The organism is uncultured Gemmiger sp. (assembly GCF_934561205.1).
Classification (GTDB): domain Bacteria; phylum Bacillota; class Clostridia; order Oscillospirales; family Ruminococcaceae; genus Gemmiger.
Genome location: NZ_CAKTFU010000002.1, coordinates 37,222 through 49,732, shown reverse-complemented (window position 1 = coordinate 49,732; position 12,511 = coordinate 37,222). Strand labels below are relative to the sequence as shown.

The 12,511-nt window shown below is 57.6% G+C and carries 11 protein-coding genes; 1 reads left to right on the top strand and 10 read right to left on the bottom strand.

Features of this window, described 5'->3' with window-relative positions:
- Nucleotides 1-11 precede the first annotated feature (11 nt).
- Complete coding sequence (leuB, locus tag Q0I19_RS01675; protein ID WP_294758582.1) at nucleotides 12-1,082, top strand: 3-isopropylmalate dehydrogenase; 1,071 nt, start codon at nucleotides 12-14, stop codon at nucleotides 1,080-1,082.
- A 60-nt stretch (nucleotides 1,083-1,142) separates the two neighbouring features.
- Here the strand turns inward: leuB and Q0I19_RS01670 are convergent, their stop codons facing one another.
- The 10 genes from Q0I19_RS01670 to Q0I19_RS01625 are packed head-to-tail and all read right to left on the bottom strand — an operon-like array spanning nucleotide 1,143 to nucleotide 12,463.
- A complete protein-coding gene (locus tag Q0I19_RS01670) occupies nucleotides 1,143-1,673 on the bottom strand; it encodes a hypothetical protein (RefSeq protein ID WP_294758584.1) in 531 nt (176 codons plus the stop codon).
- Between the two features lie 13 nt (nucleotides 1,674-1,686).
- Nucleotides 1,687-3,027 (bottom strand): hypothetical protein, encoded by a 1,341-nt coding sequence (locus Q0I19_RS01665; RefSeq protein WP_294758586.1) that lies wholly within the window; start codon nucleotides 3,025-3,027, stop codon nucleotides 1,687-1,689.
- A gap of 18 nt (nucleotides 3,028-3,045) precedes the next feature.
- Nucleotides 3,046-4,581 (bottom strand): MBOAT family O-acyltransferase, encoded by a 1,536-nt coding sequence (locus Q0I19_RS01660; RefSeq protein ID WP_294758587.1) that lies wholly within the window; start codon nucleotides 4,579-4,581, stop codon nucleotides 3,046-3,048.
- Complete coding sequence (locus Q0I19_RS01655) at nucleotides 4,578-4,949, bottom strand: DUF2304 domain-containing protein (RefSeq protein WP_294758589.1); 372 nt, start codon at nucleotides 4,947-4,949, stop codon at nucleotides 4,578-4,580. Before Q0I19_RS01655 ends, Q0I19_RS01660 begins: the two co-directional genes overlap by 4 nt.
- Entirely contained in the window at nucleotides 4,946-5,665 is a 720-nt protein-coding gene (locus tag Q0I19_RS01650) for a glycosyltransferase family 2 protein (protein ID WP_294758591.1), read from the bottom strand. Before Q0I19_RS01650 ends, Q0I19_RS01655 begins: the two co-directional genes overlap by 4 nt.
- Before the next feature lie 25 nt (nucleotides 5,666-5,690).
- Nucleotides 5,691-6,914, bottom strand: a complete 1,224-nt coding sequence (locus Q0I19_RS01645; RefSeq protein WP_294758593.1) for a glycosyltransferase family 4 protein — start codon at nucleotides 6,912-6,914, stop codon at nucleotides 5,691-5,693.
- A gap of 10 nt (nucleotides 6,915-6,924) precedes the next feature.
- Entirely contained in the window at nucleotides 6,925-9,027 is a 2,103-nt protein-coding gene (locus tag Q0I19_RS01640; protein WP_294758595.1) for a hypothetical protein, read from the bottom strand.
- A 22-nt stretch (nucleotides 9,028-9,049) separates the two neighbouring features.
- A complete protein-coding gene (gene wecB, locus Q0I19_RS01635) occupies nucleotides 9,050-10,195 on the bottom strand; it encodes a UDP-N-acetylglucosamine 2-epimerase (non-hydrolyzing) (protein ID WP_294758597.1) in 1,146 nt (381 codons plus the stop codon).
- 19 nt (nucleotides 10,196-10,214) lie between these two features.
- Nucleotides 10,215-11,414: a capsular polysaccharide biosynthesis protein CapF gene (locus Q0I19_RS01630; RefSeq protein WP_294758599.1), complete on the bottom strand. Its 1,200-nt coding sequence runs from the start codon at nucleotides 11,412-11,414 to the stop codon at nucleotides 10,215-10,217.
- Nucleotides 11,411-12,463 carry a polysaccharide biosynthesis protein gene (locus Q0I19_RS01625; RefSeq protein WP_294758601.1) on the bottom strand — a complete coding sequence of 351 codons (1,053 nt, stop codon included), beginning with the start codon at nucleotides 12,461-12,463 and terminating at the stop codon, nucleotides 11,411-11,413. Before Q0I19_RS01625 ends, Q0I19_RS01630 begins: the two co-directional genes overlap by 4 nt.
- Nucleotides 12,464-12,511 lie beyond the last annotated feature (48 nt).

Below are 12,511 nucleotides of genomic sequence, written 5' to 3'. Positions count from 1 at the left end.
GGGAAACGCACATGAACAAAAACATTGCCCTGATTTACGGCGACTGCGCCAGCCCGGAAATTGTAACACAGGCGGTGCGTGTGCTGGACAGAATTGCCGACAAGTACGGTCACACCTTCACCTACACCCGCGCCTATATGGGCGGCGAGGCGATCGACAAGTTCGGTGACCCGCTGCCCGCCGCCGAGCTGGAAAAATGTAAGGCTGCCGACAGTGTGCTGCTGGGTGCCATCGGCGGCCCCAAGTGGGAGGGGCTGCCCGGCGAGCAGCGCCCCGAAAAAGGGCTTTTGCGGCTGCGCGCCGGCATGGGGCTGTATGCCAACAACCGCCCCGCCCGCATCTGGCCGCAGCTGGCAGATGCCTCCCCGCTGAAAAAAAGCATCGTGGACAAGGGCATCGATTTTATCGTCGTGCGGGAACTGATTGGCGGGGTATATTTCGGTGAGCATAAGACCTACACGCAGGACGGCGAGAAGGTTGCCGTGGACACGATGCCCTACGCCGAGCATGAGATCGAGCGCATCGGGCGCATCGGCTTTGAAACGGCGATGAAGCGCCACAAAAAGCTGACCTGTGTGGACAAGGCCAACGTGCTGGATACCAGCCGCCTGTGGCGCGCCGTTATGCACCGCCTGCAAGCCGAATACCCGGAGGTCGAGTACAGCGAGATGTTTGTGGACAACTGCGCGATGCAGATCTGCAAAAATCCCGCGCAGTTTGATGTCATTGTGACCGAGAATATGTTCGGGGATATCCTTTCGGACGAGGCCAGCGAGATCACCGGCAGCATCGGCATGGTGCCGTCCTCCTCCCTGGGGCAGGGCAGCTGCGGGCTGTATGAGCCTATCCACGGCTCGGCGCCCGACATTGCCGGGCAGGATATCGTAAACCCCATCGCCTGCATCCTGTCCGCCGCCATGATGCTGCGGTACAGCTTTTCGATGCCCGCCGAGGCGGATGCCATTGAGGCGGCTGTGAACGCCGTCCTGGACGCAGGGTTCCGCACCGCCGACATGATGGCGGACGGCTGCATCAAGGTCGGCTGCACAGCCATCACCGACGAAATTCTGAAACACATCTGATTCCAAAAAAGGAACCCCGCGCTTGCAAGCTCTGCAAAGCGCGGGGTTCCTTTTGATTTTTCACTTTTGCCAAGGGGAAACCACAACCTGCCCCGACTCCACCTTGGTAAAATCGGGCAGAACGGCACCGGCCTTTACAATGCCGCCGGGCGCTACATGGACACCGTTTCCCAGCACGGCATCATGGTCGACAATGGCTCCGCCGTTGATGATACAGCCGATACCCGCCTGCACATTTGTCCCTACATAGGCCTGCGGCAGCACCACACAGCCCGGAGCCAGCGTGATTTCATGGCTTACCGAAGCCGCACGGCTGATGAAAACCGGCGTAGCATAGCCGACCGCCGCCAGCTTTTGCAGCAGCTCTACCCGCAGCACATTGTTGCCGATGGCCGCAAAGGCAGGGCGGCCCTTGCGCAAAAGGGCAGGGTCTGTGTAATCCCGCAGCTTACCTGCACAGTCTGCGGCCGCGTCGTCCAGAAATTCCGCGCGACCCCAACCCTCATCCAGCAACCACTCGGCCAGCTGTCTGCCAAAGCCGCCTTTTCCCAAAATCAGCGGCACACGATTTCTTTTTACCAAAAAAGGCATGACATTTTTCCTCTTATTCGCTCAACTCATGTCCCGTGCGGGGTGTCAAAGCCAGTGGATCGGGCAGCGTGTCGGTCGCAATTTGTTCCAGCACCGTCTGTACGCCCGGAAAGAGCTTTTCAAAACCGCTGCCCCTGCAGTGGATGCCATCGTAGAAATCTTCTTCCCCCAGCCCTTCGATCAAGCTGGGATCGTAACTGCCATACAAAGGGATCTTATTTTCGGCGCAGTATTGGCGCACATACAGCTCCACATCAAAGAAGCCCTGATGCTTTTCGGTCTCCGTCAGCATGTAATCGTACAGGTAGGAGTGCCATGGCGCCAGCACCAGAACGACTGTCGTGCCCTGCGCATGCGCATAGTCGATAAACGCCTCAAAAGCCTTTACCTGCGTCGTGTCCAGGTGGTCAAAGCCCATCATGTGAACTGTGTCGATCGTCTCGCGCACGATGATTGCATCGTTGCGAATCTCGTCCAGTGTGCGGTTGCGGTAATTGACATCGTACAGTACACTGCCATCCGAGCGCTTTACCGTGGCCGTCTGGTCGAAAACATTCCCCGTAACAGCGTTAAATTCAATGGCCTTGCCGTCGGCATCCACCACGGTATCGCTGTTGCGGTTCTTTAAGTAGTAGTCAAAGTTGCCCTGAAAATAGGCAGGATCCGCCAACGCCTCCCACGCCTCGGGGGAGATGGGTTCCTTGTAGTTGGTGGGGATATTGAGCACCTTCGTCAAGAATTCGTTGTACAGGTTGGCGTCCGCGCGGCTGTCCAGCGAGTTCTCGCCGCCATGAAACACCCACGGGTCCACACTCCACAAAAGCACCTTGGGGGCCTTGCCATAGCAGACCATCTTGTAGTAGCTCGTCATGGCGTCGCGGACGTCGGCACCCGTAACGCCCATGTTGAAAAAGCTGTCGCTGCCCACGATTTCCCGGGTAAATTGCAGCACGCGGCTGGAGCCGATGCCGATGACCTCCGGCGTTTCCGGCACGTCCTGGGCATACAGCTGAACGACCGTGCGCTCATCCATCTGCTCAAAGTTGGTTACGTCCTTGCCGGCCAGCATCAGGTCCACAATGCGGCGGGGTGCCAGCGCGCCCTGATAAAAGCCGCTGCGATCCACATGATAGCTGAACGCCACCATAAACAGCGGGATAGGCAGCAGCAGCAGCGCCTTATAGCTGATTTTTATGCCAAAGTAGAGGCGGCGCAGCAGTTCCCTGAAAAGCAGTACAAAGGGATTCGGCCGTTTTTTGCGGCGCGTATGATATTTTGTGCGCGGCGGTGCAGCCTTGCCGCGCTGAATTTTTACAGGCGGTGCGGGCAGTGGGGTAGAGGTTTGAACCGGCATAATGTATACCGCCTTTCTTTAGTAATTCTGGTAGATGAATGCGGACTGCCCAAAGGCCGCAAAGAACAAGATGGCAGCCGAAGCGGCATAGTACAGCGTCCAGCGCAGCGGCCAGGGCTGTTCACGGATCCAGCGGGCAACGTTGCGGCCGCCGTGCTCAACGGCAAACACCACAAAAATGCTGAACACCAGCACGACCGGCATACGCCCGTCCAGCCCGCTGGCCGTCAGCGAAGCGCTGATTTCGGCAAACGCCGGGGCAATGCCGTGCCAGCCCTTGGTAAGCCCGGCAAAAATCACCGACGGCTGAACGTCCAGCAGCGCACAGTTGAAAAACACAAACACCAGCGCAAACAAAACATCGGCGCACAGCGTCTGGAACAGAACCTTGAACCATTCCATTTTATACAGCGGGTTGTGATCCGCAAAGAATTGGCGGGGCTTTGCGGTCAGGATGCTTACCACGCAGACCATGCCGCAGGCAGCACCCCACATCATATAGCGCCAGTCGGCACCATGCCAGATGCCCGACACCGTAAAGACGATCATCGTGTTCAGGCAATGCCGCCATACCGAGCAGCGGCTGCCGCCCAGCGGGATATAAACGTAGTCCCGAAACCAGCCGGACATCGAAATGTGCCAGCGCCGCCACACGGCACCAAAGGTGCGCGCTTCCAGCGGGGCCTTGAAGTTTTCCAGCAGGTCGTAGCCCAAAATACGGGACGCACCCAGTACGATATCGCAGCAGCCCGAAAAATCCATGTACAGCCGCACGGCAAACAGCAGCGTCGCCGCCAGCAGGTTGGGGCCGCTCATCTCGGCGGCATTCTGATACACCGAGGAAATGTACAGGTTCAGGTTATCGGCAATGACCATTTTTTTGGTATAGCCCCACAGCATACGGAACGCACCACCCGCACAGCGGGTATAGCTGAAACGGCGGCTTTTCTTGATTTGCGGGCGCAGATGGGGATAACGCTCAATGGGGCCGGTGATCAGGGTGGGGAAATAGCAGACAAACAGTGCATAATGCAGCAGGTTGCTTTCCACCTTGCAGCGCCGTTTGAATACGTCAATGGGATAGCTCAGGGACGACAGCGCAAAATAACTCAGTCCCATGGGGGCCAGGATGCTTTCGCGGTGAGGCAGCACGGCGGCCAACGGCGTGCGGGCCGCAATATCCGCCGCCATGTTCCAATACTTGTAGTAAAACAGCAGCCCCACACTGCCGGCTATGGCTGCCAGCAGCGCCAGCACCCGCACAGGCTTGCAGCGCACACGGCCGATAACAAGCCCGCACAGCCAGCTAAGCCCGGCCAGCCCCAGCAGTGCCCAAAGCAGCGGCCGATACTGCGGTTCATAACAGAAATAACCGATGCTTACTGCCAGCAGATAATAGGGGCGCAGGACGCGGGGCAGCGCATAGTTGACGATGGCCACCGCGGCAAAGAATACCAAAAAGTGCAGCGTAGTTACCGCAAGGCTGCCGCTTTTTTGTAAGTAGGTAACGAATTGCTCCGGCGTAATCGCCGCAATCACCTGAGCCAAACTCATTTCTGATTTCCATCCTTTACCATATCTTCCAGATCACGCAGACGTTTTTCCATAATAGCGTTGGCCTGCGTCAGCCGTTTGCATTTTTCCGCCAGCTGTGTAATGGCCACACTTAAAGACAGCAGCACCACCAGCACAAAGCAGAACATCAGCAGAAATATCAGATTTACGGGCATCTGAATGTCCAGCATGTCCCGCAGAACAAATACGGTATAAGGCACCGCTGCCGCAATAACCAGGCAGACCGCCAGCAGCAGCCACAAAAGGCTGTACTTGACGCTCATCAGCCCGCGCTTGAGCAGGCTGAAGATAACGGCCAGCAAAATCACTGCGCCGATAATCATATACAACTGCAAACGTCCGGTCACGGTCTGCCTCCTTTTTGTTTGCGGATGGAAAAGCGGTCAATAATCAGCGCCAGAGAGACCTTTATCATATAATAGGCGCTCTTAAAGCCAAAGATGCTGGAGGCGCCGCCCTGACGCTCGTGCATAATAACGGGGGCCTCCTTTACGCGGAAACCGACCAGAGAGGATGCCAAGATAGCCTCCGGTTCGGGGTAGTCGATCGCGTAATGCAAAGAGAAATACTGTGCCAGCTTTGCATTTACGGCACGGAAACCGCTGGTGACATCCAACACGCGGCGGCCGCACAGAATATGGATCATCCCGCTTAAAAAGCGGATGCCGACGCGACGCATAAAGCTGGTCTGGAACCCTTCGTTGGTGATAAATCGGCTGCCGATGCACATATCGCACGCATCATCCAGAACCGGCTGCACGATGGTCTGCAGATACGCGGGGTCGTGCTGGCCGTCACCGTCCATCTGTACTGTCACATCATAATGGTTGCGTACCGCGTACTGATATCCGCACTGCATACCGCCGCCGATGCCCAGGTTTACAGGCAGATCCAGGAAGGGGTAGTTTTTTTCGCGCAGCAGCGCCGCACTGCCATCGGTAGAGCAGTCGTTGATGACAAGGAAATCCACCTCCGGGCAGGTCGCTCGCAGGTGCTCCACCGTTGACACGATGTTGCTTTCCTCGTTATAGCAGGGGATCAGTACCAATATTTTTTTGTCCAAGGCTGTACCTCTCTTTCAGGGCGGCTCAGTTGCCCTGCAAAATAAACGTTTCCAGGCGGCGCAAAAGCTCGGCGCGCCGATAATGCTTTTCGTAGTATTCCTTTGCGTTTTGGCCCATCTCCCCGCGCTGCGGGGCAGACATGGCGTACAACGCCAACAGGTTTTGGGTCAGGGCATCCTCGTCGCAGGCGGCGCTTACCAGCCCGCCGCCGCTTTGCTGCACAGCCTCGGCCCCCGCGCCGTTCATAGCTGCCACCACAGGCTTACCCGCCGCCATATAGCTGGCAAGTTTTCCGGGAATGGTCATTCCCAAATCAGGGGTGTCTGCCAGGGAAATCAGCAGGGCATCGGCCAGCGATGTGAACGCGGGCACCTGCTGTGCGGGCACGCTGCCGTAAAAGGTCACGGCATCGGGGTCGTTCAGCTCTGCTGCCAGCGTTTGCAGGCCTTCACGGCTCATGCCGTCGCCCACCAACAGCAGGTGCAGCGTCTTTGCCCCTGCGGCGCGGGCCTTTACCACAGCCCGCAGCACCTTGTCAAGGCTCTGCGCGGGGGTCAGGGTTCCTGTGAAAACCAGGTTGAACCGTCCGCCGAACCGCTGCTGCAGTGCATCGTCTTTTTGGGGCACAGCGTAAAAATCCTCACAATACTGGGGTATGACCGCTACCGCACTTGCGGGCTTTCCTGTGCGCTCACACAGGCGGGTCTGCAGCGGCACACTCATGGCGATCAGGCGGTCAGCGCGCTTATACAGGCTGTCGCTGACGGTCTGCGCAACCCAACGCATAAATCGGTTCTTCACCGGCAGTACACTGTACAGATTTTCAGGCCAGATATCCAGCACATAGTTGGTAAACGGGATCTTATGCTTTTTGGCGTAACGCAGCGCAGGCCAACACATCAGCACAGGGCTGGTGTTAAAGCAAAACACAGCGTCGTATCCGCCGGGCAGGCGGTGCAGCTCTTTAGCGGCATACCACGGCCAGCTGACGTAATTCAAAAATATCCGCAGACCCGTGTTGCCCTTGCGGGGGATCTCCTTAGCGCGGTAAACCCCCGCGCCCTTGTACGTTTCCTCCCAGGGGCCGCTTTCGCTGTAACCGTCAAACCATTCGCCCTTGGGGTAGTTGGGCAGACCGCAGAGAACATCCACGGCCACACCGTCCCGCACAAATCCTTCCACCATGTCGTTGATACGGAAATTTTCCGGCCAAAAATGCTGGGTCACGACCAGTATGCGCTTTTGCATACAGCACCTCTTAACTGTTGAATTCATAAATCGCCACGTCGGCGTTCTCAAACACGGCGGACATGCCCTGCGGGCCTTCGCCCTGCCAGCGCTTGGCAAGTACCAGCCAGCGGATGCCGTTTTGCGCGGCAAGCTCCGCGGCTCTTTCTTCGCTGCAGCCGCTGAACAACTCGGCGTTCACGTCCATTTTTGCGTAGATGGTCTCCAACTCGACGCCCATGTTGGTCATCGCGTAGGTCCAGCCCTCCAGATAGGCGGGGCAGCCGCTCATGGCGCTGTAACCGTTGCTGATAGCATCCACCGAGTCGGGCGTGTGGGAAGTGCGGTTGGTGGCAAAAAGCTGTTCCTTGTCGGAATGTGCCTGCAGCCACTCCATGGCCTCGGCATCTCCTGCGGTCCAGTAATCCTGTGTGGCATCGCCCTCGCACAGCCCCGCCGTGGCCGCCAGGCAGCGTGCCCCCTTAACGGTATAGCAGCCCACCATAAACAGGGTGGTGCACAGCGCCGCAGCGCCAACAAAGCAAACGCCTAAGCGCAGGATTTTATGCCTGCTTTGCAGCAGACGCTGCAATGGCTCCACAGCCAGCAGCGTCATATAAATCATGGCCACCAGCGCGAAATATACCTGGCTGGAGCTGCTGTGGTAAAACAAATGATACCCCAAAAAGCCGCCCACAACCACGCCGTTGGCCATAATGCGGGCAGGGTCCAGCCGGAACAGCCTGCGCAGGTCATGCGGCACGTCGGACAGCCACAGCAAGAATTGCAGGGGCAGCATCAAAAACACGTCTGCCACGCCAATCAAAAACAGCCACACATAACCGGAGATCGGCAGATGTGCGCAAAGCCATTCGGTATAGGGGCTTAGGACACGGTACGCCCAGTAATTGCGCATGGCGTAAATGGTAAACTGCACACTGCCGCTGCCGGAGGCAAACAGCACAAAGTAGGTCACCGCAAACACGGCCGCGATCCCTGCCAGACAGGCAAATGCCGTGAGGTAATGCGGCTTTTGGAACACCAGCACAAGCAGCATGGTCACCCCAAAAGCGCACACAACGATCGCCGCCTCCGGGCCTTTGGCAACGCACAGCAGAAAAAAGCTGACAAACAGCATCAGCAATTCCTTGCCGTTCGGGGCAAAGCGGCTGCGGCTCAAACGGATAAAGCTGACCGTAAAGGCGCACAGGAATACCAAGGCCGTGGCCTGGGCATTGATGTTGGTGACAAGATGCTGCAGCAGGGTATTGCCGAACAGGCTTAACCCGTTGGGGATGACCTTCCATATAGAAAGGCAGGAAAACCCGAACAGCAGCAAAATCATCAGCCGCCCTGCACGGGGGTTATCCTTGCCGAAATAGGCGCGGGCCAGCGCCTTGAGCGCCACCAATTCCCCGGCCAAAAACAACGGCCCGGCCAGAAACACATAGATGTCGTACAGTTGTACGCCGCTGACCAGCCCCAGCGCAGCCGCAAGCAGCTCCGTCAGATAATGGTAGGACAGCAACACCCCGGAAAACCGGATATCCTCCGCCGGAAAATGGCTGCTGAGCGCGGCGGCATTGCCCACATTCCAGAGCATATCAGGGTCAAGATGCACCGCCCCTGCGTTGGCAGGGTAGGGGTTTACCGCACCGAAACGCATCGCGTACAGCAGGCACAGCAATGCCCAGAAAAGCCCTGTGTCACTGTCCAGGATGCGCAGCGCCCCCTTGGCGGCGGCGCTTACGTCCAACGTACCGCTGCGATGTCTCCCATACAGCCAGACCGCTGCCAGCAGCGGCGGCACCGTGCGCAGCAGCCATACCGCGCCCAGCCGCACGCTGATGCAGTGCAGCCCGGCCAGCAGGGCACAGCCGTATACAGCGGCAAACAAAGCCGTAAGGCCTTTCTGTCGGGGTGCCAGCCAATCTGCCAGCGCCCAGCCGGGCAGGATCAGATACATCATACAGCATAAGCCGAACACGATGACCGTAATCGGGGAAAGCGACCTGCCCCCCAACAGGGCCACAGCCAGCCACCCCGTCAGCGCCAGCGCCGTCACAATGCGGCGCAGCGCGGTCACTGCACGGCTTGCGCCGTTATTCTGTTTTTCCATAACTGCGGTTTGCATATAAAACCGATTCCTTTATGAATCAAAATCCCGGCTTGCGCCAGACCATCTTGTTGACCACGCCCGTGTAGCTCTGAATAATTTTGACGACCTTGACGGAGACGTCCTCAGTATAATAGGGAACGGGGATACCGTTGTCGCCGTTTGCCACCATGGCCACTGCCGTTTCCACAGCCTGCTCCACACCGCCGGCGCGGATGCCTGCCAGCACAAAGCAGCCCTTGTCCAGTGCTTCGGGACGTTCGGTGGAGGTACGGATGCAGACAGCCGGGAACGGATGTCCCACGCTGGTAAAGAAACTGGATTCCTCAGGCAGCGTGCCGGAGTCCGAGATGACGGCGAAGGCGTTCATCTGCAGATGGTTGTAGTCGTGGAAACCCAGAGGCTCGTGCAGCTTGACGCGCTCGTCCAGCCGGAAGCCCATGGCGTCCAGCCGCTTTTTGCTGCGGGGATGGCAGGAATACAAGATAGGCATGTCGTAAGTTTCGGCCAGATGGTTGATGGAGGTGAACAGGTCGATGAAATTCTGCTCGGTATCAATATTTTCCTCGCGGTGGGCAGAGAGCAGCATATATTTATGTGCCTGCAAACCCAAACGCTCCAGCACATCGCTGGCCTCGATCTTGGCAAGGTTTGCATGCAGCACCTCGGCCATGGGGGAACCTGTCACATAGGTGCGCTCCTTGGCAGTGCCCTCGGCGTTCAGATAGCGGCGGGCATGCTCCGAGTAGCACATATTGACATCGGCAATGTGGTCCACAATGCGGCGGTTGGTTTCCTCGGGCAGGCACTCATCAAAGCAGCGGTTGCCGGCCTCCATGTGGAAGATGGGAATATGCAGCCGCTTGGCGGCAATGGCAGAAAGGCAGCTGTTGGTATCGCCCAAAATCAGCAGGGCGTCAGGCTTTTGCTCTGCCATCAGGGCGTAGGACTTGGCAATGATATTGCCGATGGTCTCACCCAGATCCTTGCCCACGGCGTCCAGATAAAAGTCGGGTGCGCGCAGACCCAGATCGTCGAAAAACACCTGGTTCAGGTTGTAGTCGTAGTTCTGGCCGGTGTGCACCAAAATCTGGTCAAAGTATTTGTCGCACTTTTTGATAACGGCAGACAGGCGGATGATCTCCGGGCGGGTGCCGATGATGGTCATCAGTTTCAATTTCTGCATCTTGCAACGCTCCTTACACTTAAACAGGCAGGCCGAAGGTGTCCGGGTGGCCGGGGTCAAACAGTTCGTTGGCCCACATCACGGTCACCAGATTTTCGCTGTCGCTCAAATTGATAATGTTGTGGGTGTAGCCGGGCAGCATCTGCACGGCGGTGGGCTTATCGCCCCAGACCTCAAATTTCAGCACCTCATCGCTGTCCACACGGCGCTGCTGAATCAACCCGTGTCCCGACACGACAATAAAAAATTCCCACTTGGTATTATGCCAGTGCTGCCCCTTGGTGATGCCGGGCAGCGACACATTGACGCTGAACTGCCCGCAGTTTTCGGTTTTGAGCAGCTCAGTAAAGCTGCCGCGGGCATCGGTGTTCTGCTTTAAGGAAAAGGCGGCCTTTTCCTTGGGCAGGTAGGAAAGATAGGTGGAATACAGCTTTTTGGCAAGGCTGCCCGCCGGGATCTCAGGCATCTGCAGGGTAGCGGGCTGCGCCTTAAAGGCGTCCAGCAGCGCCACAATTTCCCCCAAGGTCACCTTGTGGGTCACAGGTGCTGCGCAGTAGCGGCCGTCCTGCCCAAATATCGGGGCAAGGCCGTCGTAATCGCAGCGGTGGGGGTGTCCCTCCAGCGCGTCCAGCATTTCCTCGACCAGATCGTCAATGTACAAAAGCTCCAACTCGGTGGCAGGGTCGTTGACGGTCAGGGGCAGGTCGTGCGCGGTATTATGGCAGAAGGTCGCCACGGCGCTGTTGTAGTTGGGGCGGCACCATTTGCCGAACAGATTGGGAAAACGATACACAAGCACGGGGGCACCGGTCTCTTTTGCGTAGGCAAAGAACAGTTCCTCGCCCGCCAGCTTGCTTTTGCCGTAATCGCTCTGCCCGTAGCGACCGATGAGCGTTGCCTGGATCGAGCTGGACAGCATCACAGGGCAGGTATTGCCGTGCTTTTTTAAGGTGTCCAGCAGGGTGGAGGCAAAGCCGAAATTGCCCTGCATAAACTCGCTTTGCTCCTTGGGGCGGTTGACGCCCGCCAGGTTAAAGACAAAGTCTGCCTTGGCGCAGTATTCGTCCAGCAGCGCAGGGTCTGTGTCCAAATCGTATTCAAAAACATTCTCCACGCAAAGGGCGGGGCGGGTACGGTTTTTGCCGTCCCGAATGTTTTTTAAGTTTTCGCAAAGATTGCGCCCCACAAAGCCCTTGGCGCCGGTCACTAAAATGTTCATACTTTCCCCGCTTTTTTCAGTTCTTCCTGAATGTATTCGGTGGTCATAATTTTCTTGATGGTGCCCTCCACATCCAGGCGGCGGGTGTTGTGGCTGGTGTAATCCTCATCGGCCTGGGTGTGTACCTGACCCTTGACAAAGAACTTGTCGTAGTTCAAATCGCGGTTATCGGCAGCGACGCGGTAATAATCGCCCATATCCTCGCTGCGCATACGCTCCTCCTTGGTCATCAGCGTCTCGTACAGCTTTTCGCCGTGACGGGTGCCGATGATGCGGGTGCCGGTATCGCCAAACAGCGTCTGCACCGCCTTGGCCAAGTCGCCGATGGTGGAGGCGTCGGACTTCTGGATGAACAGATCGCCGGGGTTGGCGTGTTCAAAGGCGAACATGACCAGATCCACCGCCTCGTCCAGGTTCATCAGGAAGCGAGTCATATCGGGGTCGGTGATGGTGATGGGTTCGCCGTTTTTGATCTGGTCCACAAACAACGGGATCACGCTGCCGCGGCTGCACATAACATTGCCGTAGCGGGTGCAGCAGATCACGGGGCCGCCGCGCTGGGCGGACACGCGGGCGTTGGCGGTAATGACGTGTTCCATCATCGCCTTGGAGATGCCCATGGCGTTGATGGGGTAGGCCGCCTTGTCGGTGGACAGGCAGACCACGCGCTCTACACCGGCCTCCATGGCGGCGTGCAGCAGGTTGTCGGTACCCTCAACGTTGGTGCGCACTGCTTCCATCGGGAAGAACTCGCAGCTGGGCACCTGCTTTAAGGCCGCGGCGTGGAAGATAAAATGCACGCCGGGCATAACATCGCGCAGGCTCTGGATGTTGCGCACGTCACCGATATAGAACTTGACCTTAGCGGCGTACTCGGGGTATTTTGCCTGCAGCTCGTGGCGCATATCATCCTGCTTTTTCTCGTCGCGGCTGAAAATGCGGATCTCCCCGATATCGGTGGTCAGGAAATGCTTCAAAACGGTATGGCCAAAGCTGCCCGTACCGCCGGTGATCAAAAGTGTCTTGCCCTTAAAAATCGTGTCTGCCATAACGGCCTCCTTATTATACGTTGTCTGCCTGCGCAAGGCGCAAAGCAT